Source organism: Kribbella sancticallisti, assembly GCF_039530625.1.
Taxonomy (GTDB): Bacteria; Actinomycetota; Actinomycetes; order Propionibacteriales; family Kribbellaceae; genus Kribbella; species Kribbella sancticallisti.
Window position 1 is genome coordinate 222,786 of record NZ_BAAAOS010000048.1, and the last position, 20,641, is coordinate 243,426.

The window sequence follows — 20,641 nt, forward strand, 5'->3', positions numbered from 1 at the left end:
GACGCCATTCTCCAACGTGGGCAAAGGAATCGATGGAAACCGGCTACCGGGTCCCACGGGGTTGTGCACCGGCGGTGACGAGAGGAAGGTGGAACCGAGCAGCGTCTTGGGGGCAGCCTGTTCGGTGGGGGAAGCCGGTCGACGCCGGCTTCGGCTGATACGTGGGTCTGGGGGATCTGGGAAGCGTCTCGGTCCGGGACCAGTGGCACGCGCGGGGTGCGCCGCGGTTGGTTCCGTCCTGCTTGATCGCCCCTGCACTCGCAAGGGGGAGAAATGCCGAGGAAGGCCAACGGGAGAGCGGACAAGACCCATCGGGTCACCGGCGACCAGATGCCGGGCGGCGCGATGCCGACGAGCAGCGGAGCGTCGTCGAACGGGATGCCCGGCATGCCGTCGGGAAACGCCATGTCATCAGCCTCGACCGGACCAGCGATGGGCATGGGCGGTTCGCCGGGTCCGGGAGGCTCGGCGATGACCGGCAGTGGGTCCGGGATGGGGATGGATCGGGGGGTCGAACAACCCTCGCGGCGTCAGTGCGGCGTGATGGACGTGCACCGCCGGTTGCTGTCCACCTCACCGGAGTACGTGGCGGCCAGGTCCGCCCTGGAGAACGCGACGACGCAGTACGTGGCCCGCCAGCAACGTTTTGCCGGTATCGCGCGGATCCCGGTGGTGGTCCACATCCTCTGGAACACCGCCGCGCAGAACATCTCGCAGGCGCAGATCGACAGCCAGATCGAGGTCCTGAACCGGGACTTCCGCGCCACCAACACCGACCTCGGGATCGTCCCCGCGCCGTTCACCGGCCTGGTCGCGGACTCCCGGATCGAGTTCTACCTGGCCACCGAGGACCCGGCCGGCAACCCGACGGACGGGGTCACCCGGACCCAGACGACCAGGACCTCGTTCAGTACCGATGACGCGATCAAGTCGTCGGCCAGCGGCGGGATCGACCCGTGGCCGACCGACCGGTACCTGAACATGTGGGTGGGCCAACTCAGCGGCGGACTGCTCGGCTACGCGCAGTTCCCCGGCGGTCCGGCGGAGACCGACGGCGTCGTCATCCTGCACAGCGGATTCGGTACGACGGGAACGGCCGCGGCGCCGTTCGACCTGGGCCGGACCACCACGCACGAGATCGGCCACTACCTGAACCTGTTCCACATCTGGGGCGACGACGGCACCGGGTGCAGCGGCAGTGACGAGGTCGCGGACACGCCGAACCAGGGCGGCCCGAACTTCGGCGTACCGACGTTCCCGAAACTGTCCTGCAACAACGGGCCGAACGGTGACCTGTGGGTCAACTACATGGACTACACCGACGACCGCGGCATGGTGATGTTCACGAACGACCAGGTGGCCCGGATGGAGGCCTGCCTGGACACCGTCCGCAGCAGCCTGCCCGACTTCTCCGGGTCGGGAGCCGGTACGCCGACGCCGGCCGGACCGGTGGTCTCGTGGGACTCCGGCCGGCTGGACGCGTTCGTCCTCGGGACGGACTCGGCGATGTATCACAAGTGGTGGGACGGATCCGCGTGGGGACCGTCCGCCGGCGGTTACGAATACATGGGTGGGATCTGCATGAGTGCTCCTGAAGTCGCGTCCTGGGGCCCGAACCGGCTGGACGCGTTCGTGCTCGGAACCGACCACGGGCTCTACCACAAGTGGTGGGACGGATCCGCCTGGGCGCCGTCGGACACCGGCTACGAAGCCCTCGGCGGCATCTGTATGAGCCCGCCGCGGGTGGCGACCTGGGGTCCGGACCGGCTGGACGCGTTCGTGCTCGGCACCGACCGCGCGCTCTACCACAAGTGGTGGGACGGCTCGCAGTGGAACGGGTTCGAGTACCTCGGCGGGATCTGCATGAGCGAGCCCGAAGTAGTTGCCTGGGGCCCGGATCGGCTGGACGTGTTCGTGCTCGGCACGGACAACGCGGTCTACCACAAGTGGTGGGACGGCAGCCAGTGGAACGGGTTCGAGTACCTCGGCGGGGTCTGCGCCGGGCCGCCGACCGCCGTCGCCTGGGGCCCGGACCGGCTCGACCTGTTCGTCATCGGCACCGACTCCGCGCTGTACCACAAGTGGTTCGACGGGACGTCGTGGTCGACGGACTGGGAGAACCTCGGCGGCATCTGCACCAGCGCGCCGTCGGTGGTCTCGTGGGGTCCGGACCGGCTCGACGTGTTCGTGCTCGGCACCGACTCGGCGCTCTACCACAAGTGGTGGGACGGCAGTCAGTGGAACGGGTTCGAGTACATGGGCGGCATCTGCAAGGACGAGCCACGGGTGACCTCGTGGGCGTCCGATCGGCTGGACGTCTTCGTGATCGGTACTGACGGCGGGCTCTACCACAAGTGGTGGGACGGGAGCGCCTGGGGACCTTCGATCACGGACTACGAACCGCTCGGCGGGGTGATCAGCGATTTCAAGTTGGACCAGCCGGCGCCGGACATGATGCCCGAGCAGATGCCGTCCTCGATCGAGAAGGAGATGCCGATCTGAACACGCAGGCTCCGCTGGGGCGGTGGACGCACTCCTTCGAGGAGGACCACGACGGTGTGACCGTCTACCGCCGCGACGACTTCACCTTCCCGCCGGCCCGCGGCCGGCGGGGGGTGGAGTTCCGCCCGGACGGAACCTTCGTCGAACTTCAGATCGGCCGCGGCGACGCGCCGGAACCATCAGACACCGGCCGCTGGGCCACAGCCGGAACCCTCACCCGAACCTCCCCAACGACCGACGCGGGCATGCCGGGCGGCTCGGCTGCGGTTGCCGGGAAGGTTGTGCGGGTGGAGCCGGATCGGCTCGAGATTGTGTGGGAGTGAGATGGGCTCAACACCTGTTCGATATCTGGTCGTGCCGACGGCTGACGCGGCGGACGGCGCCAAGTCGGCCCGGTTCGGCGACAAGACGATTCTCTGGGTTCCGGCCGAGCAACACCTCGGCCGGGCCTCCCGGACCGCGCCCGGCCTGCTGCTGGTGACACAGGTCGGGCGAAGCTTCCAAGACGAGTTCCCCGACGTCACGCCGCTGTTGGATCACGGACGCCACCTGGTGATCTCCACCGCGGACAAACCAGCCAGACGACGCTCGAACCACTGCTGGCGGATGGAACCGCTCCGCCCCGACACCACCGTCGTCGACATCGCCTCCGCCCCGCCGGCGCGGGTCGACCCGCAGGTGACGAATCTGCTCAGCCAGTTGTCGCCGACGTCGTACCAGGCTGATCTGACCTGGTTGGCGAGTCTGTCGACCCGGCACTCGCTGAGTGCGTCCTTCACCACCGCGGTCGACTTCGCCGCCGCCCGAATGGTTGCCCTCGGCTACGCCGTCACCCGTACTGCGATCGCGGTCGGCTCGGGCCGCTCGGAGAACCTGATCGGCGATCGTCCCGGTACCGGGACGGGGCCACGCGGGCTCGTACTGATCACCGCGCACCTGGATTCGATCAACCTCGCGGGTGGTCCCAGCGGCAGTGCACCCGGCGCCGACGACAACGGGAGCGGGTCGGCCGGAGTACTGGAACTGGGGCGAGTGCTGGCCGGGCGGACGTGGGAGCACGACGTACGGCTGATCCTGTTCGGCGGTGAGGAACAAGGCCTGTTCGGAAGCAAGCAGTACGTCGCCGCGCTGCCGGCTGCCGAGCGGGGGCGGATCCGCGCGGTGCTCAACATGGACATGATCGCCTCGAAGAACTCGGCCGTTCCGACCGTGATGCTGGAAGGCGCTTCGCTGTCCTCGGGACAGATCGCCGACCTGGCCACGGCGGCCGCGACGTACACGGGACTGAAGGTGGAGACCTCGCTGAACCCGTTCGCCAGCGACCACGTGCCGTTCATCAACGCGGGCATTCCCGCCGTGCTGACGATCGAGGGAGCCGACAGCGCCAACGGTCACATCCACTCGGCCAACGACACCCTCAACTTCCTCGACTGGTCGCTGGCGGCCGAGATCCTCCGGATGAACGCGGCTGCCCTGGCCGGCTGGCTGGGGCTGACGGCGGCGGCCGACGCCCGGCCCCGCCCGGCGGGATCGGTGGTGTCGTGGGGTCCTGGACGGTTGGACGTCTTCGTTCGCGGCACTGATGCGGCGATGCATCACAAGTCCTGGGACGGGCACGCCTGGCACGACTACGAGTCGCTCGGAGGTGTCATAAGCTAACTTCAGTGACTCATCTGGAGTGGAGTGGCTGCCTGAACGCCCGCGATCTCGGCGGATTACCGACCCGGTACGGCGTGGCGACGCGCGCCGCCACCGTGATCCGGACGGATTCCCTGCACCGACTGGATTCTGACGGCCTGGCCGCCTTCAAGGCCGTGGACGCCGGACTGGTGCTCGACCTGCGCTCGGACTGGGAGATGGACGAGCCCCATCCGCTCGACGGCCAGTCGTCGTACCGGCGGATTCCCTGGATCGACCCGGTCCGCGAGGCCGACCGGGTGCCGGCTGACGAGCCGTTGATGGCGGACATCTACCGCGGCAGCCTGGATCGGAACCAGGGGCAGATCCTGCAGGTCCTCCGGGCTCTGGCCGAGGCACCGGCCGATGCTCCGGTCGTGGTGCACTGCCGCTCGGGCAAGGACCGTACCGGGCTGCTCGTCGCGTTACTGCTCGACCTCGTCGGCGTACCGCGAGAGGCGATCGCGGCCGACTACGCGATCAGCGAGCATCGACTGGGAATCCTTGCCGTGTTGGAGAATCACCCCGGTACTGCGGAAGAACGCGTCGCGGCGGAGATCCTGTCGAGGACCCTGCCGGAGACGATCCTGGACTCCTTGGAGCACGTCGATCAGCGGTACGGCGGAGTACGGGCTTATCTGGAAACGTGTGGGCTGACCGCTGAGGAGATCCATCGGCTGGAGTTGCGGCTGGTGGAGACGTCGATCCGGGCCGTGGTGTTCGACTTCGACGGCCTGCTGATGGACACCGAGACCACGCTGGTGGAGAGCTGGCGGTCCGAGTGGCAGTGGCACGGTCTCGAACTCGATGTGGAGGACGGGTTCTTCCCGGGGCACGGCGGTGACTGGGGCGAGATGCACTACGCCCAACTGGCCGCGGCGGTCGGACCGGGGTACGACCGGGAGAAGAGCCACACCCGCCGGCTCGCCCATCGCGACGAGCTGCATCGAACGTTGGACTTCCGGCCCGGGATCCGCTCCTGGCTGCGGGAAGCTCGCACGCTCGGCCTGAAGGTCGCGATCGCCAGCAGTTCAGCCCGGCCCTGGGTGGTCGGGCATCTCGAGCGGGTCGGCGCGCTCGGGTTGTTCGATCTGGTGGTGACGGGTGACGAGGTCTCCGCGCACAAGCCGGACCCGGAGATCTACCTGCTCGCCCTCTCCCGCCTGGGGCTGCCCGGCAGCGCGACTGTGGCTGTCGAAGACACCGCGCACGGCGTTGCTGCCGCTGCCGCCGCCGGGATGGCGACCATCGGGATCCCGAATCCCTTCGTGAAGCCGGCAGCACTCTCAGCAGCCGATCTGGTCCTCTCCAGCGCTGCCGACCTCCCGCTCGGCGGGGCCGTGCTGACGGCGTTCGCCAACCGTTGACGGGAACCTCGCGACGGCCGTGACGCGCTGACGGGTGCCCAGCACTGCCCTTCTTCGGTTAAGTTGGGCACGAGCGGGCACGCCGGGGGGCGTTTGGGGCTGGGGAGAGGACCCTGCGATGACGGTATTCCTGTTACTCGCGGCAGCCGGGTTCAGCATTGCCGGGCTGGTCACGGACAACCGGAGCATGCTCAACGTCGGCCTGGTGATCTGGGCGGTCGGGCTGCTGTCGGCGGCGGTGGGCTGGTTGCTGCGCCGGGGGCGGCACAAGTTCGGGTCGATCGAGGAGGCCCAGGCGGCGGCCGAGGCGGGTGATCCGCGGGCGATGCGGCTGCTGGCGCTGACGGCCAAGGTCAACGGCGACACCGACCGGGCCGAGCAGTTGCTGCTGGCGGCGATCGACCGCGGTGACGTCGAGTCGATGTGGGAGATGGGCCGGCTGGTCGAGGACCGCGACGGGCTGGAAGCCTGCGAGCCGTGGTTCCGGATGGCCGCCGAGAACGGCCACTTCGTCGCCAAACGCTTCTTCCGCCGCGGCAGCGCGCTGAACCCGGACGGAAGCAACCCGCTGTAGAACCCTGCCGTCAGGGCAGGGCTGCTGGCGTCAGACCACCGAGAGCGGGAGCAACTTCTTGCCGGTGGGGCCGATCTGGATCTCGGTGCCCATCTGCGGGCAGACGCCGCAGTCGAAGCACGGGGTCCAGCGGCAGTCCTCGACCTCGATCGCGCCGTCCTCCTCGAGCGCGTCCTGCCAGTCCTCCCAGAGCCAGTCGCGGTCCAGCCCGGCGTCCAGGTGGTCCCACGGCAGCACCTCGGCGTACTCGCGTTCGCGGGTGGTGTACCAGGCCAGGTCCACCGGCTCGTCGGCCAGCGCCTTCTCGGCGGCGGCGACCCAGCGCTCGTACGAGAAGTGCTCGCTCCAGCCGTCGAACCGGCCGCCCTCGCGCCAGACCTGCTCGATGATCCGGCCGACCCGGCGATCGCCGCGGCTGAGCAGTCCCTCGATGATGCCGGGCTTGCCGTCGTGGTACCGGAAGCCGATCGCCTTCGCGTACTTCTTCTCCGACCGGATCGCGGCACCGAGCTTCGCCAGCCGCGCGTCGGTCTCCTCGACCCCCAACTGCGAGGCCCACTGGAACGGCGTGTGCGGCTTCGGCACGAACCCGCCGATCGACACGGTGCAACGGATGTCGTTGCGCCCGGACACCTCGCGGCCGGTGGCGATGACGCGCTTGGCCAGGTCGGCGATCGCGAGCACGTCCTCGTCGGTCTCGGTCGGCAGACCGCACATGAAGTACAGCTTCACCTGCCGCCAGCCGTGGCTGTACGCCGCCGCGACGGTGCGGATCAGGTCCTCCTCGCTGACCATCTTGTTGATCACCTTGCGCATCCGGTCCGAGCCGCCCTCGGGGGCGAAGGTCAGACCGCTGCGCCGGCCGTTGCGGGAGAACTCGTTGGCCAGCGTGATGTTGAACGCGTCGACCCTTGTCGAAGGCAACGACAGCGAGACGTTGCTGCCCTCGTACCGGTCACCGAGGCCCTTGGCGACCTCGGCGATCTCGCTGTGGTCGGCGGACGACAGGCTGAGCAGCCCGACCTCCTCGAAGCCGGACTGCTTGAGGCCGTTCTCGACCATGTCGCCGATCGTGGTGATGCTGCGCTCCCGGACCGGGCGGGTGATCATCCCGGCCTGGCAGAACCGGCAGCCGCGGGTGCAGCCGCGGAAGATCTCCACGGAGTACCGCTCGTGCACGGTCTCGGCCAGCGGCACCAGCGGCTTCTTCGGGTACGGCCAGGCGTCCAGGTCCATCACGGTGTGCTTGGCGGTCCGCCACGGCACGCCCGGCTTGTTCGGCGCGACCCGCTTGATCCGGCCGTCGTCGAGGTAGTCCACGCTGAAGAACTTGGGGATGTAGACGCCACCGGTGGACGCGAGCCGGTGCAGCACCTCGTCGCGACCGCCCGGGCTGCCCTCTTCCTTCCACTCCCGGATCACCTCGGAGATCGCGAGCACGATCTCCTCACCGTCACCGAGCACCGCCGCGTCGATGAAGTCCGCGATCGGCTCGGGGTTGAACGCGGCGTGCCCGCCGGCCAGCACGATCGGGTCCTCGTCGCCGCGGTCCACGGCGTACAGCGGGATCCCGGCCAGGTCGAGCGCGGTCAGCATGTTCGTGTACCCGAGCTCGGTGGAGAACGACAGCCCGAACACGTCGAACGCCCGCACCGGCCGGTGACTGTCGAGGGTGAACTGCGGGATGGGGCCAAGCGCATCACCTTCGCGCATGACTTTCTCCATGTCGGGCCAGACCGAGTACGTCCGCTCCGCGAGGGTGTGCTCCCGCTCGTTGAGCACTTCGTACAGGATCTGAACACCCTGGTTCGGCAACCCGACCTCGTACGCGTCCGGGTACATCAGCGCCCACCGGACACTGACCGAGTCCCAGTCCTTGCTGACCGAGTTGAGCTCACCGCCCACATACTGGATCGGCTTCTGCACACCCGGCAGCAGCGGTTCCAGGCGCGGGAACAAGGATTCAACAGTCATCACAGAACTTCCAGATCAGAGGTCAGAGCGCCTACCAGCCTAACGCCGACGCTCGACCTCCCAGAACGTCAGGTGCGTACCAGCCCGCGGTCGGCCAGGAACGCACGCCACTCGACGTCCTGCTCCGGGGTGAAGCACTCCTTGGGGATGGTGGTCGAGGCCGCGCCGGGGATGCGGAAGATCCACGCGTCGGAGGCCTCCCGGACCTTCGTCACTCCCGCCCAGGTGAACCGGAGCGTGCTGATCGCGGTCGTGACTCCGATTCCCTCGTCGGTCAGCGTGTAGGTGTAGACGGATCCGTACGTCTTGCCCTGCCGGTGCCTGACGAACCCGAGAAACTCGGGAAAGAGCACGAAAACCAGGCCGAGGACGAGCAGCGCGGCGTCCCACGCCGCGAGGCCCCAGAGGAGGTAGCCGACACCGGCGAGCCTGAACAGCAGCCCGAACCAGTGCATGACGTGCCGAGCATTCCGCATCCGCTGGGTGAGCGTCATCTCGACCGGCACCGCGATGTTCATCGGGTCCTCCCTGCCGCCCTGGAGGGTCGGCCGGCGAAGCTTATAACGCCTTGATCAGGTGAGGTGGGTGAGCAGGAGGGAGTTGATGACGTCCGGGTGGGAGTAGCTGACCAGATGGGCGGCGTTCTCGATGATTTCGAGGTGGGCGCCGGGAATGGCGGAGGCGAGGGGCATGACGGTTTCGGGTGGCACGGAGGCGTCTCGTTCAGCCGTGACGAGGAGGACTGGGGCCGTGATGTTGCCCAGGTCGGGGCGGAGGTCCATGGCGCCCAGGGCCTCGCAGCAGGCGGCATAGCCCTCGTCGGAGGTGGCGAGCAACTGCTGCCGGATCGTCTCGACCTCACCGTCGTACTCCGGCATGAACCACCGGTCGAGGGTGGCATCCACGATCGACTGGGTGCCCTCGGCTCGCACCTGCGCCGCCCGGTCGGTCCACATCTGCGCGCCGGCCGCGGGGTATGCCGGCGGGCAGAGCAGCGCGAACCGGTGGAACCGGTCCGGGGCGTTCTCGGCGAGCCAGAGGCCGACCGCGCCGCCCAGCGAGATCCCGACGTACGACGCCTTCTCGATGAGTGATTCGTTCAGCAGGTCGACGACGTCGCCGCCGAGGTCCTCGATCGAGTACGGCCCGGGTGGCGCCTCGGACTCGCCGTGGCCGCGATGATCGAACGTGATCACCCGGAAACGCTCGGCGAGCGCCTTCACCTGCGGCGCCCACATCGCCTGCGCCGTCCCCAACGACGTGCCAAGCAGCACCACCGGCGCATCCTCAGGACCTGTCATCTGGTGATTGAGTCGCATGGCCCCACCCTACGGATTCAGCCCTCCAGGCGCTGTTAGCCTGCGCGGCATGGCGAATGGTGTGCCCGGACTCGAGGCTGTCGAGGAACTGGCGGAGGTGGTCCGGAGCGGGTTCGTGGAGAGCCGGCACTTCGGGCTGGCGGTGGCGCTGGATCCGGATGGGAAGCAGGTGTTCGGCGCCGGGGAGGTGGACGCCGTAGTACTGCCTCGGTCGACGGCCAAGCCGCTGCAGGCGGTCGGCTGCATCGTTGCGGGCGCCGACCTGAGCGACGAAGAGGCGGCGATCGCGGCCGGCAGTCATACCGGTGAGAACCGGCACGTCGCCCTGGTTGACGGAATCCTGGGCTCCGTGGGCCTCGACCGGGAGGCGTTGGGGTGCCCGCCGGATCGCCCGGAGGACGAGGCGACCCGCTTTCGCCTGATCGCCGAGGGTGTCGGGCCCGAGAAGGTCCGGATGAACTGCTCGGGCAAGCACGCCGCGATGCTCAAGGCAACAGTCGCCCGCGGCGCCGACCCGGCGGCGTATCTGACTCCTGATTCCCCGGTCCAGCAGATCCTCACGACCGAGATCGAGCGCTTGACCGAGGCAACCACCGGCATCGTCGCGATCGACGGCTGCGGCGCCCCGTTGCTGGGGATGCCGCTCTCCGGCTTGGCCCGCGCTTTCAGCCACCTCGCCACCGCAGCACCCGGTACTGCGGACCGCCACGTGGCTGAGGCGATGCGCCGGCACCCAGAACTCGTCGGCGGCAAGGGCCACCAGAACAGCGAGGTGATGCGCCTGCTCCCTGGCGTTATCGCCAAGGGCGGCGCCGAGGGCGTGATCGCGATGGCAACGCCGGATGGCCACGCCGTCGCAGTGAAGGTGATCGACGGGAATCCACGGGCGACCACCGCGCTAGCGCTGGCGTTGCTGGAGAAGTGCGGGCTGGACGTGTCCGCCGCGGCCGAACTGCGAGACATCGCGATCCTCGGCGGCGGCAAGCCGGTCGGCGAGATCCGCTCGATGCTCTAGCGGTAGAGGGCCAGCGCGCCCGTCAAGGAGTTAACGGCGGTGCGGGGGCCGTAGATCGCCAGGCCGACGTACTCGAGGTCTTCTTCCTTGGTGCCGCTCATCGTCGCCAGGTACTGCTCGTAGGTCCGGGACGTGCGGGCGACCTGGTTGATGTCGTGGACCTCGATCCCATCCCGGCTCGCCGCGGCGGCGCGGAGTTCGCGAAGCCGGGCGGCGTCAGCCTTCAGGATCGGGATCGGGTGCACGCAGATTCCCGGGTGGAGGCCGCCGGAGCCGTCCGGGGTGCCCTCGCCGATCAGATCCGGAAGCTGCGACCCCAGCCCGACCCCCAGCAACGCGGCCGCGTTCAGGGCCACTCCGACGGGCACATTCGGATCGAGAACCACTACCATCTTGTTCGCCAACATGGCGGTCAAATTAGTCGCCTGCCCGACTGCCGGAGCGACTGACCGAACGATGTTCGGCGAATCTGTCAAACTTCCTCGCATGGACGAACTTGATACGGCGTTGCTGCGGATGCTGCAGAACGACGCGCGGCGGACCAACCGGGACATGGCGGCGGAGTTGAAGATCGCGCCGTCGACCTGCCTGGAACGGGTCCGCGGGCTGCGCGAGCGGGGTGTGATCAGCGGTTACCACGCGGAGGTCGATCTGCAGGCGATCGACCGGTCGACGCAGGCGATCATCTCGATCAAGCTCCGCCCGCAGGCGATGGCGGTCGCGACCGCGTTCCAGGACTACGTGCAGAGCCTGCCGCAGACGCTGGAGATGTTCATGGTCTCGGGCGCCTCCGACTTCCTCGCCCACGTCGCCGTGAAGGACACCGCGGCCCTGCGCGACTTCGTGCTGGATCTCGCCAAGCGCCAGGAGATCGGCGACATCCGCAGCTCAGTCGTCTTCGAGCACCACCGCCGCACCACCGTCATGCCCCTCCCCCAGCGCTGACAACCCCGCGGGTCTGCCTCCAGCGCTGACAACCTCGCGGGTCTGCTTCCAGCGCTGACCAACCCCGCGGGTCTACTTCCAGCGGTGACAACCCCGCGCGTGGCTACTTGGCCAGGACGGCGCGGGCCTTCTCGACGGCGGCTTCGGTGGCACCGTCCAGTTCGCCTTGCTGGCCGGCCATGATGCCGACGGCGACGATGACGTCGCCGACGCCGGTGGTGGCCATGGTGAACTCGCGGCCCTCCAGCGGTCCGCTGGAGCCGGTGAGCTTGAAGGCGAAGGGACCCTCACCGAACTGCGGCGCGGTGATCTCCTCGACCGCCATCGGTGACGAGCCCTGCTCGGCGACCCTCATGGTGACCTTCTGGCAGGACTCGACGGCCTCCCGGTACGACGTCTGCAACTTGCCCACCGCGGTCGACGTGTTCATCGAGTCGAGCGAGAAGTCGATGTACGGACCTTCCTGGCCGCCGGTGAACGAGCGGTGCGCGTTCGCCTTGGAGCCGGGCGCCTTGTCCGCGTTGAGGAACTTCACCAGCGGCTTGCACTTGCCGGCCGAGGACGAGAAGGGGATGACGTCCTCGTCGTCCGGCTCGTCGGGGACCAGCGTGAACCCGGTCGGCAGGTCTTTGAGTTCGAGCAGTGCCTTGGTCAGCTCCGCCGAGGTGCGTTTCACCGGACCTGTCTCGGTGGGCGTCTCGGTCGGCGTGGGGTCGGCCGGCGTGGCCACCGCGGAGGGTGTCGACGACGGGGTGGTCGAGGCCGAGGACTTGTCGTCACCGCAGGCGGTCAGCGACAAGGAGAGGGCAGCGGCAAGGGCGAGCGGGGACCATGCGAGCTTCATAACCCATCCAGAACCGTCGAGGGGTCTCAGAAAGGCTGAAGCGTACCCGACTCACACTTCGTGCGATCGCAGGTGGATGTTCTGCAGCAGTCCGACCGCCAGCAGACCGGCGAACATCGACGAGCCGCCGTAGGAGACGAAGGGCAGCGGGAGGCCGGTGACCGGCATGATGCCCAGCGTCATGCCGATGTTCTCGAAGGCCTGGAAGGCGAACCAGCAGACGACGCCGGTGGCGATCAGCCGGCCGAAGGCGTCCCGGGCGTTGACGGCGATCCGCAGTCCCCGCCACAGGATCAGGATGAACAGGCAGATGATCGCGCCGGCACCGATCAGGCCGAGCTCCTCGCCGGCCACGGTGAAGACGAAGTCGGTGTGCTGCTCGGGCACGAACGCGTTCTGCGTCTGCGAGCCGTGGAACAGTCCCTGTCCGAAGACGCCGCCGTTGCCGATCGCGATCCGCGCCTGGTTCACGTTGTAGCCGATGCCCTGCGGGTCCTGCGACGGGTCGGCGAACGCGGTGAACCGGGCCAACTGGTAGTCCTTCAGCACGTTCAGCTCGATCGCCAGCACCGCGATCACCGTCGCCGCGGTGACGATGCCGAGCATCCAGCGCTTCGGCACCCCGGAGACCGCGATGATGCCGAACACGATCGACCCGAGCACCATCACGGTGCCGAGGTCGGGTTGCAGCATCACCAGGATCACCGGTACGGCGGCGACCGCGATCGCCTGGGCGATGTCGATCGTGCGCGCCTCGCGGTGGTTCGTCTCGCCCTTCTCCGCGATCAGCAAGGCCATCCCGACGATCACCGCGAGCTTCGCGAACTCGCTCGGCTGGATCGACATCCACGGCAGCTGGATCCAGGATCGCGACCCGTTGACGACGGCACCGACACCGGGAACCAGGACGAGGATCAGCCCGACCACCGACGCGGCGTACAGGACCGGGGCCAGCAGGCGCACCCGCCGGTGGTCCGTGACGGCGGCGCCGACCGCGAGCACCAGGCCGATCAGGAAGTTGAGCCCGTGCCGGACCAGGAACTCGTACTGGTTGCCCTCGGTGAGGGAGGTGCGCTGGTGCGTCGCCGACCAGATCAGCAGCGAGCCGATCGCGGACAGCGCGAGCACCCCGAACGCGAGCACCCAGTCGACCTGCCAGAGGGTCGAGCGCCGGTCGGCCCTCGGCCGCAGTTGGCGCATCGGCGTCAGCAGGCTCATTCGTCCGCCACCTTCGCGGGCGGTGCGACCGGCTTGATGTTGTAGAGCGTCTCGTAGATCCGCCGTACCGCGGTACCGGAGGCGCCGGAGCCCGTACCGGCCTGGCTGATCATCATCACCACCGCATAGCGCTCCGTGTACGACGCCATCCAGGAGGTCGTCTGCTTGCCGTAGACCTCCGCGGTCCCGGTCTTCGAGCGGATCTGGACCTGGTCCAGCGGGAAGCCGGTGAACTTCCAGGCCGCGGTGCCGGTCTTGGTGGTCTCCTTGAGCGAGCGGTCGATGTACCGCAACGTCGCCGAGGAGACCGGGAGCTTGGCCGCGACCGTCGACCGGACCGGGCGGGCCTTGCCGTTCGGGCCGATCACCGCCTTCGCGACCCGGGGCTCCCACAGCGTGCCGCCGTTCGAGAGGGCCGAGTAGACCGTTGCCATCTGCAACGGAGTGACCGTGGTGTCGCCCTGCCCGATGGCGAAGTTGACCGCGTCACCGGCGCGGTAGCGGTAACCGTCGGCGCAGAACTCGCGGGAGAACTGCTTCAGGAACGCCGACGTCCCGGCCGGCGGGTCGGCCGCCAGCTTGCAGTAGTAGCCCTTCTGCGCCTCGTAGTACTCCAGCTTCCACTTGCGGTCCGCGATCCGGCCCGACACCTCGCCGGGCAGGTCGATGCCGGTCGGCTTGCCGAGCCCGAACTTCTTCGCCATCTCGACCAGCGGGTCGACGGCGTTGACGTCGCTGGAGTTGCCGCCCTCCTTGAGCCACAGGGCGTAGGCGATCCGGTAGAAGAAGGTGTCGCAGGACAGCGAGAGCGCCTGGTCGAAGCCGATCATCCCGTACGACGCCGACTCGTAGTTCTTGAACTTGCGGTTGCCGACCTCGAAGAACGACGAGCAGTCCAGCCGGGTCTTCGGGCCGTAGCCGCTGCCCATCGCGGCCGCGGTGGTGATCGGCTTGAAGGTCGAACCGGGCGCGAGCTGGCCCTGCAACGCCCGCGACACCAGCGGAGTACCGGCTTTGGACGAGTAGAGGGTGTCCAGCTCTCGTTGCGAGATGCCGCCGACCCAGACGCCCGGGTCGTAGTTCGGATAGCTGGCCATCGCGACGATCTGGCCGGTCTTGGTGTCCATCACGACGGCCGCGCCGGAGTCGGCGACGTAGTTTCGCCTGGTGATCTTGTCGTACTGCTTGCGGGCTGTCATGATCGCGCCGCGCAACTGTGCCTCGACCGAGGCCTGGACCCGCGCGTCGATACTGGTCATCAGCGTCGAGCCCGGCACCGGCGCGGTCTGCTTCTGGATGCCCGTCGTGTAGCCGACCGCGTCCACGATCACGTTCTTCACGCCGGGCGTGCCCCGCAGCAACTGGTCGTACGTCCGCTCGACCCCGGCCCGTCCGACCAGGTCCGACCGGTGCGGCACCGAGTCCTGCCCGGCCGCGTCCAGCTTGTCCAGCTCTTCGGTCGTGATCGGCGACAGGTAGCCGAGGATGTGGGCCGCGTTCACCCCGAACGGCGACGGGTAGGCGCGCAGCGCGGCCGATTCCGCCGCCACGCCCGGGAAGTCCTCGCGGCGTTCCATCACCTCGATCGCCACCTGCTCGCTGACGTCCTTGGCGACCGGGATCGGCTGGTACGGCGTACCGTTCCAGCAGGCGGGTGGCTTCGACGCGCCGGGCTCACCGCAGAGCATGGTCCGGGCGGTCAGGTCCTTCGGTTTCTGGCCGAGCACCTTCGCCAGGCGGGCGAGCACGACCTGCTGCTGCTCGTCCGGGAGCTTGGCCAGCACCGACCGGTCGACGGTGATCACCAGCGACACCCGGTTCCCGACCAGCGGGCGGCCGGCCGCGTCCACGATCGTGCCGCGCGGGGCCGGGACGAGCACCTCGCGGGTGTGGTTCTGCGTCGCTGCCTGGGAGTAGTCCTCGGACGACATCACCTGCATGTACCAGAGCCGGGCGAGCAGGGTGAACATCAGCGAGAAGACGAGCACCTGGATCACGAACAGACGCAACCGCGGCTTCAGCGGCGCCGGGTTGAAGCTGTCGAAGCTCATGGCAGCACCCGCCGCCGCTCGCGGGCCGGCACGACCCGTCCCATCAACCACATCACCAGCGGGATCACCACGATCGCCGCGACCACGTCGTACCCGGCGGCGATCCCGAGCCGGACGCCGAATTCGCCCCAGTCGACGGCCGGATCGTGCAACAGCGACCCGGTGGCGGAGTACACGGTCAGGGACAGAGCAGCGCCCATCACGACGGTCAGCGCGACGCCGAGCGGTCCCACCGGACCCGCTGAAGTCGTCTCCCGCCGGATCAGGCCGGCCACATAGCCGGCGAGCGCCAGGGCGAGGGCCCACCGGCCGGCGGTGTGGTCGGCCGGCGGCACCACGTCGAGCATCAGCCCGCCGAGGAAACCGGCGATCGCACCCCACTCGGGGCCGCGGGAGAGCGCGAGCGCGACGACCACGATCATCACCAGGTCGCAGCCGACGCCGGCGACCGCGAGTTGCGGCAGGAGCGAGGTCTGCACGGTGACGGCGACCACCAGGAAGAGGGCGGCCAGGACGATCCGGAGTGCGGGCATCTCAGCCTCCCTTCTGAGGCGTGACGGTGGTTCGCGGCGGCCGCGCGGGCGGCCCGGTCACCACCCCGACGGTGTCGATCCGGCTCGGGTCCACGAACGGCTTCACCAGCGCGGTGGAGCCGAGCGTGCCCTGCACCGGCGTCACCGAGGTGACGGTGCCGATCGGCACCCCGGGAACGTACGGCGCGTTGCCGCTGGACCCCCAGGTGACGATCCGGTCCCCTGGCTTGGGCCGGGCCTTGAGGTCCACCAGCTTGTAGTCCAGCGACGCCGACGACCCGACCTCGCCCCGTCCGGAGACGAAGCCGAGCGCCAGCGTGGAGTTCAGGCGACCACCGACGGTCGAGTTGCGATCGCCGATCAGCAGCACGGTCGCGGTGGCCTCGGTCGTCCGCACCACCCGGCCGACCAGCCCGTCCCCGTTCAGGACGGTCATGTCCTGCCGGACACCGTCCGCGGTCCCGGCGTCGATGGTGACGGTGTGGTTGAAGCTCTGCGCGCTGCCGATCCCGATCACCCGGGCCGGGGTCACGGTGTACGCCGGAGCGACCTTCAGCAGCCGATCGAGCTCGGCTGCCCGGCTGCGGGCGTAGTCGGTCGTTCGAAGCTCGGTGGTCAGTTTCTCGTTGTCCGCTGTGAGTTTCTCGTTCTCAGCCTTGAGCCTATCGACTTCCGCGAACCGGTCCCGGAGTTCGTCCACAGGCTGCCGGGCCGAGGTCGCCCCGGACTCCAGCGGCCCGAAGACGGCCGCGGCCGCGTGCCGCAGCGGCTCCACCGGCGAGCCGGCCGAGCGGCGCGCGTCCAGCACGATCAGCGTGAACGACGCCAGGATCACCAGCACCAGGACCGTCCGGCGGCGGCGGATCTCCCGCGGCAGGCCGGCCGAACGGACCAGGCCCTTCGCCGGGGTTCCGAGGTCTTTGAGCATCACGCTTCTCGGTTCAGCGGCGGTCGGTGACGAGGATGCGGTTCAGCGTCTCGATGTTGTCGACGCACTTGCCGGCGCCCAGCACGACGGCGTCCAGCGGGTTGTCGGCGACGTGGATCGGGATCCCGGTCTCGTGCCGCAGCCGCTCGTCCATGCCCTTCAGCAGCGCGCCGCCGCCGGTCAGCACGATGCCGCGGTCGACGATGTCGCCGGCCAGTTCGGGCGGGGTCTTGTCCAGGGTGGCCTTGACCGCGTCGACGATCGCGGTGATCGGCTCCTCGATCGCCTGCCGGATGCTCGCCGACGAGACCTTCACGGTGCGCGGCAGGCCGGAGACCATGTCCCGGCCGCGGATCTCGGAGTCCGGCCCGTCGGAGGTCGGGAAGGCCGAGCCGATGGTCATCTTGATCTGCTCGGAGGTGGCCTCGCCGAGCATCAGCGAGTACTCCTTCTTGCAGTAGTTCACCACCGCCTTGTCGATCGCGTCGCCGGCCACCCGGATCGACTGGCTGGTGACGATGCCGCCGAACGAGATCACCGCGACCTCGGTGGTACCGCCGCCGATGTCGACCACCATGTTGCCGGTGGCGTCGCGGACCTCGAGGTTCGAGCCGAGCGCGGCGGCCATCGGCTCCTCGATGATGTAGACCTTGCGCGCCCCGGCCATGTAGCCGGCGTCGCGGACCGCGCGCTGCTCGACCGCGGTGATCCCGGACGGCACGCAGACGACGATCCGCGGCTTGGCGAAGTAGCGGCGCCGGTGCACCCGCTGGATGAAGTACCGCAGCATCTGCTCGGCGGCGTCGAAGTCGGCGATCACGCCGTCCTTGAGCGGCCGGATCGCGGTGATGTTGCCCGGCGTCCGCCCGATCATCTTCTTGGCCTCGTGCCCGAACGCGACCGCCTCGCGCGGTTCGTCCGTCCGGGTCGCGACCACGGACGGCTCGTTCAGGACCACGCCGCGACCGCGGACGTAGACCAGGGTGTTGGCCGTGCCGAGGTCGACCGCCATGTCGCGGCCGAGCATGCTGTTCGCCATCGCGGCGCCCTTCCGCTCGATCCGGGTTCTCAGGCTATGTGCGCGACCTGTCCGGCCGGCGCATCGACACGGGCCCGACGAGTCCGGATTCACCAGGTCGACCGCGTACGCATCGTATCCGACCGGTGACCGCGCGAGAGCCTCGGGTGGGCGGGCCCTACGCCTCTACGAGCAACTGAACGACCTCTACTACCAGGCCCGCATGCTGCAGAACCTGGGCGACGTCCACGGCGAGACCGGCAGCGAGGACGCTGCCGGCACCGCCAGGGAGGCGTGCCTGGACCTATTGACCGACCTCGACCACCCGGACGCCGAGGCCCTGGACAAGCGTCTGCAGGGCCTCGCGTACCAGCAGTGCTCAGCCCAGGTCGGGGAACCAGATCTTGATCTCCCGGGAGGCGGATTCCGCCGAGTCCGAGCCGTGGACGAGGTTCTCGCGGTTCGACAGCGACAGGTCGCCGCGGATGGTGCCTGGGGCGGCCTTGCGGCCGTCGGTGGCGCCGTTCAGCGCGCGGACGACCTCGATCGCCTCGTCGCCCTCGAGCACGAGCGCGACCATCGGGCCGCTGGTGACGAACTCGCGCAGCGGCGGGTAGAAGTCACGCTCGACGTGCTCGGCGTAGTGCTGGTCGGCCGTCTCGCCGTCGATCGTGCGCAGGTCCATCGCGACGATGGACAGACCCTTGGACTCGAACCGTCCGAGGATCTCCCCGACCAGGCCGCGGCGTACGGTGTCGGGCTTCAGCAGGACGAGGGTGCGCTGCGACATGTCAGTTCTCTCCGGGGTTCTGGCGGTCGATGTGCCGCCGATCGTAACTTTTCACGAGTTCGGTGCATCTAAAGCAGTAGCAGGGACGGCGAGGGGGGCTTGCCAACTCTGTCGCGATGGGGTGCGAACCGGCGCCACTACCTCGAAGTGGCGTCGGTTCGCTCAACTCTCGGGCTGGGTCTGCGCCTGAGCCTGGGCCGCCTTCGCCTCGTCGATCCGGCGGCCGAGCACGATCGCCATCACCCAGAACCCGCCGAAGGCCAGGCCGAGGACGAACATCACCGGGACGACGAAGCCGAGTCCGACGGACGCGACCTGGACGATCCAGCCGAGCACGTAGCCGACCCGGTTGCGCAGCAGTCCGGCCGCGACCAGCGCCAGGACGGCGAGCCCCAGGCACACCGGGATCGCAGTACTGGGTTCGACGTCGGCGACCGAGATCATCACCGGCGTGACGAGCGCCAGGATGAGGAACTCGAAGCCGAGCACGATCGAGGCGAGCGACCTCATCGCTTCTCCCCCGCGGGCTTGCGGACCAGCAGCGTCCGGGCCTCACCGGCGGTGATGACGGAGCCGGTGATCAGGACGCCGCCAGTGCCCATCGCGAGCGCGTTCTCCTCCGCCAGCCGGATCGCGTCGTCGATCGCGTCGATCAGCTTCGGCCGGACCAGGACCCGGTCCTCGCCGAAGATCTCCGCGGCGATCTCGCCCAGTTCCTCGGCCGGCATCGACCGCTCGGTGAACGAGTTCCGGGTGCAGACGACGGTCTCCATGATCGGCTCGTACGCCTCGAGTACGCCGTACACGTCCTTGTCCTTCATGCAGCCCAGGACGCCGATCAGCGGCTGGAACGCGAACGCCTCGGACACGGTGGCGGCGGTCGCCTCGGCGCCGTGCGGGTTGTGCGCGGCGTCGACAATCACCGTCGGACTGGTCCGGACGACCTCCATCCGCCCCGGGCTGGTGACCTCGGCGAAGCCGGCCTGGATCAGGTCGGTGGTGATCCGGTCCTCGGTCTGGGCGCCGGACCCGAGCAGCGCCTCCACGGCGGCGAGGGCGGTGGCGGCGTTGTGGGCCTGGTACTCGCCGTGCAGCGGCAGGAACACGTCCTCGTACTCGCCGCCGAGGCCCTTGAACGAGACCAACTGGCCGCCGACCGCCACGGCCCGCGACATGACGCCGAACTCCAGACCTTCCCGAGCGACCTGGGCGCCGACCTCGGCCGCCCTCCTGAGCAGCACCTCGAAGACCTCAAGGCTCTGCTGGGAGATCACCACGGTGCCGCCCGGCTTGATGATCCCGGCCTTGTCCCCGGCGATCGTCACGGGATCGCCGCCGAGGATGTGCGCGTGGTCCACCGCGACCGGGGTGATCACCGAGACGGCGCCATCGGCGACGTTGGTGGAGTCCCAAGTGCCGCCCAGGCCGACCTCGACCACCGCGACGTCGACGGGGGCGTCCGCGAAGGCGGCGAACGCCATCGCGGTCATCACCTCGAAGAACGAGAGTGGGTGCTCGTTCTCGGAGTCGACCACGTTCACGTACGGCTCGATCTCGGTGTAGACCTCGACGAAACGCTGCTCGTCGATCGGCTCGCCGTTCAGCGTGATCCGCTCCCGGACGGTCTCCAGGTGCGGGCTGGTGAACCGGCCGGTCCGCAACCCGGCCTCCTGCAGCAGCGAGTCGATCATCCGCGCGGTGGAGGTCTTCCCGTTGGTGCCGGTCAGGTGGATCACCGGGTAGGTCTGCTGCGGATCACCGAGCAGTTCGACCAGCCGCCGGACCCGGTCCAGCGTGGGGTCGATCTTGTTCTCCGGCCAGCGGGCCTGGAGCTTCGCCGACACTTCGGCGTACGAGAGGTCACTCATCAGGGCGCCAGTCTATTG

20 protein-coding genes are annotated in these 20,641 nt (G+C 68.8%); 7 read left to right on the forward strand and 13 right to left on the reverse strand.

What is annotated here, in order from left to right; genetic code table 11:
* The first annotated feature begins 273 nt into the window (after nucleotides 1-273).
* The 5 genes from ABD255_RS30410 (at nucleotide 274) to ABD255_RS30430 (ending at nucleotide 6,120) form a co-directional block, all read left to right on the forward strand.
* Nucleotides 274-2,502 (forward strand): DUF8189 domain-containing protein, encoded by a 2,229-nt coding sequence (locus tag ABD255_RS30410; protein ID WP_344220074.1) that lies wholly within the window; start codon nucleotides 274-276, stop codon nucleotides 2,500-2,502.
* A gap of 56 nt (nucleotides 2,503-2,558) precedes the next feature.
* On the forward strand, nucleotides 2,559-2,825 hold the full coding sequence (locus ABD255_RS30415) for a hypothetical protein (RefSeq protein WP_344220076.1): 267 nt from the start codon (nucleotides 2,559-2,561) through the stop codon (nucleotides 2,823-2,825).
* A gap of 1 nt (nucleotide 2,826) precedes the next feature.
* Nucleotides 2,827-4,161: a M28 family metallopeptidase gene (locus tag ABD255_RS30420; RefSeq protein ID WP_344220078.1), complete on the forward strand. Its 1,335-nt coding sequence runs from the start codon at nucleotides 2,827-2,829 to the stop codon at nucleotides 4,159-4,161.
* Between the two features lie 5 nt (nucleotides 4,162-4,166).
* The gene (locus tag ABD255_RS30425; protein WP_344220080.1) at nucleotides 4,167-5,546 is read left to right on the forward strand and encodes an HAD-IA family hydrolase; all 1,380 of its coding nucleotides are present in this window, start codon (nucleotides 4,167-4,169) and stop codon (nucleotides 5,544-5,546) included.
* Between the two features lie 118 nt (nucleotides 5,547-5,664).
* Nucleotides 5,665-6,120, forward strand: coding sequence for an SEL1-like repeat protein (locus ABD255_RS30430; RefSeq protein WP_344220082.1), 456 nt, complete (start codon nucleotides 5,665-5,667; stop codon nucleotides 6,118-6,120).
* Between the two features lie 30 nt (nucleotides 6,121-6,150).
* Here the strand turns inward: ABD255_RS30430 and ABD255_RS30435 are convergent, their stop codons facing one another.
* The 3 genes from ABD255_RS30435 to pcaD form a co-directional block, all read right to left on the reverse strand.
* Nucleotides 6,151-8,094, reverse strand: coding sequence for a TIGR03960 family B12-binding radical SAM protein (locus ABD255_RS30435; RefSeq protein ID WP_344220084.1), 1,944 nt, complete (start codon nucleotides 8,092-8,094; stop codon nucleotides 6,151-6,153).
* Between the two features lie 68 nt (nucleotides 8,095-8,162).
* Nucleotides 8,163-8,612: a YcxB family protein gene (locus tag ABD255_RS30440; RefSeq protein ID WP_344220086.1), complete on the reverse strand. Its 450-nt coding sequence runs from the start codon at nucleotides 8,610-8,612 to the stop codon at nucleotides 8,163-8,165.
* Nucleotides 8,613-8,666: 54 nt separating this feature from the next.
* Entirely contained in the window at nucleotides 8,667-9,413 is a 747-nt protein-coding gene (pcaD, locus tag ABD255_RS30445) for a 3-oxoadipate enol-lactonase (RefSeq protein WP_344220088.1), read from the reverse strand.
* Between the two features lie 49 nt (nucleotides 9,414-9,462).
* On the opposite strand from pcaD, the gene ABD255_RS30450 reads away from it, so the two are divergent.
* The gene (locus ABD255_RS30450; protein WP_344220090.1) at nucleotides 9,463-10,428 is read left to right on the forward strand and encodes an asparaginase; all 966 of its coding nucleotides are present in this window, start codon (nucleotides 9,463-9,465) and stop codon (nucleotides 10,426-10,428) included.
* Here the strand turns inward: ABD255_RS30450 and ABD255_RS30455 are convergent.
* Nucleotides 10,425-10,835 (reverse strand): DUF2000 domain-containing protein, encoded by a 411-nt coding sequence (locus ABD255_RS30455; protein WP_344220092.1) that lies wholly within the window; start codon nucleotides 10,833-10,835, stop codon nucleotides 10,425-10,427. The two genes, ABD255_RS30450 and ABD255_RS30455, sit on opposite strands and share 4 nt — an antisense overlap.
* A 79-nt stretch (nucleotides 10,836-10,914) precedes the next feature.
* On the opposite strand from ABD255_RS30455, the gene ABD255_RS30460 reads away from it, so the two are divergent.
* A complete protein-coding gene (locus ABD255_RS30460; protein WP_344220094.1) occupies nucleotides 10,915-11,373 on the forward strand; it encodes an Lrp/AsnC family transcriptional regulator in 459 nt (152 codons plus the stop codon).
* Nucleotides 11,374-11,476: 103 nt separating this feature from the next.
* Here ABD255_RS30460 and ABD255_RS30465 read toward each other — a convergent pair whose 3' ends face one another.
* From ABD255_RS30465 to ABD255_RS30505, 9 genes are all read right to left on the reverse strand, one after another.
* On the reverse strand, nucleotides 11,477-12,217 hold the full coding sequence (locus tag ABD255_RS30465; RefSeq protein ID WP_344220096.1) for a hypothetical protein: 741 nt from the start codon (nucleotides 12,215-12,217) through the stop codon (nucleotides 11,477-11,479).
* Between the two features lie 51 nt (nucleotides 12,218-12,268).
* A complete protein-coding gene (rodA, locus tag ABD255_RS30470; RefSeq protein ID WP_344220098.1) occupies nucleotides 12,269-13,435 on the reverse strand; it encodes a rod shape-determining protein RodA in 1,167 nt (388 codons plus the stop codon).
* A complete protein-coding gene (gene mrdA / locus ABD255_RS30475; RefSeq protein WP_344220100.1) occupies nucleotides 13,432-15,486 on the reverse strand; it encodes a penicillin-binding protein 2 in 2,055 nt (684 codons plus the stop codon). The genes rodA and mrdA overlap by 4 nt, the downstream gene beginning before the upstream one ends.
* On the reverse strand, nucleotides 15,483-16,019 hold the full coding sequence (mreD, locus tag ABD255_RS30480) for a rod shape-determining protein MreD (protein ID WP_344220102.1): 537 nt from the start codon (nucleotides 16,017-16,019) through the stop codon (nucleotides 15,483-15,485). Before mreD ends, mrdA begins: the two co-directional genes overlap by 4 nt.
* A gap of 1 nt (nucleotide 16,020) precedes the next feature.
* On the reverse strand, nucleotides 16,021-16,947 hold the full coding sequence (mreC, locus tag ABD255_RS30485; RefSeq protein WP_344220104.1) for a rod shape-determining protein MreC: 927 nt from the start codon (nucleotides 16,945-16,947) through the stop codon (nucleotides 16,021-16,023).
* A gap of 13 nt (nucleotides 16,948-16,960) precedes the next feature.
* The gene (gene mreB, locus ABD255_RS30490; RefSeq protein ID WP_344220106.1) at nucleotides 16,961-17,986 is read right to left on the reverse strand and encodes a rod shape-determining protein; all 1,026 of its coding nucleotides are present in this window, start codon (nucleotides 17,984-17,986) and stop codon (nucleotides 16,961-16,963) included.
* A gap of 358 nt (nucleotides 17,987-18,344) precedes the next feature.
* Nucleotides 18,345-18,755 carry a nucleoside-diphosphate kinase gene (gene ndk, locus ABD255_RS30495; protein ID WP_344220108.1) on the reverse strand — a complete coding sequence of 137 codons (411 nt, stop codon included), beginning with the start codon at nucleotides 18,753-18,755 and terminating at the stop codon, nucleotides 18,345-18,347.
* 162 nt (nucleotides 18,756-18,917) lie between these two features.
* Entirely contained in the window at nucleotides 18,918-19,265 is a 348-nt protein-coding gene (locus ABD255_RS30500) for a DUF4233 domain-containing protein (RefSeq protein ID WP_344220110.1), read from the reverse strand.
* Nucleotides 19,262-20,623 carry a bifunctional folylpolyglutamate synthase/dihydrofolate synthase gene (locus ABD255_RS30505; protein WP_344220112.1) on the reverse strand — a complete coding sequence of 454 codons (1,362 nt, stop codon included), beginning with the start codon at nucleotides 20,621-20,623 and terminating at the stop codon, nucleotides 19,262-19,264. Before ABD255_RS30505 ends, ABD255_RS30500 begins: the two co-directional genes overlap by 4 nt.
* Nucleotides 20,624-20,641: the final 18 nt, after the last annotated feature.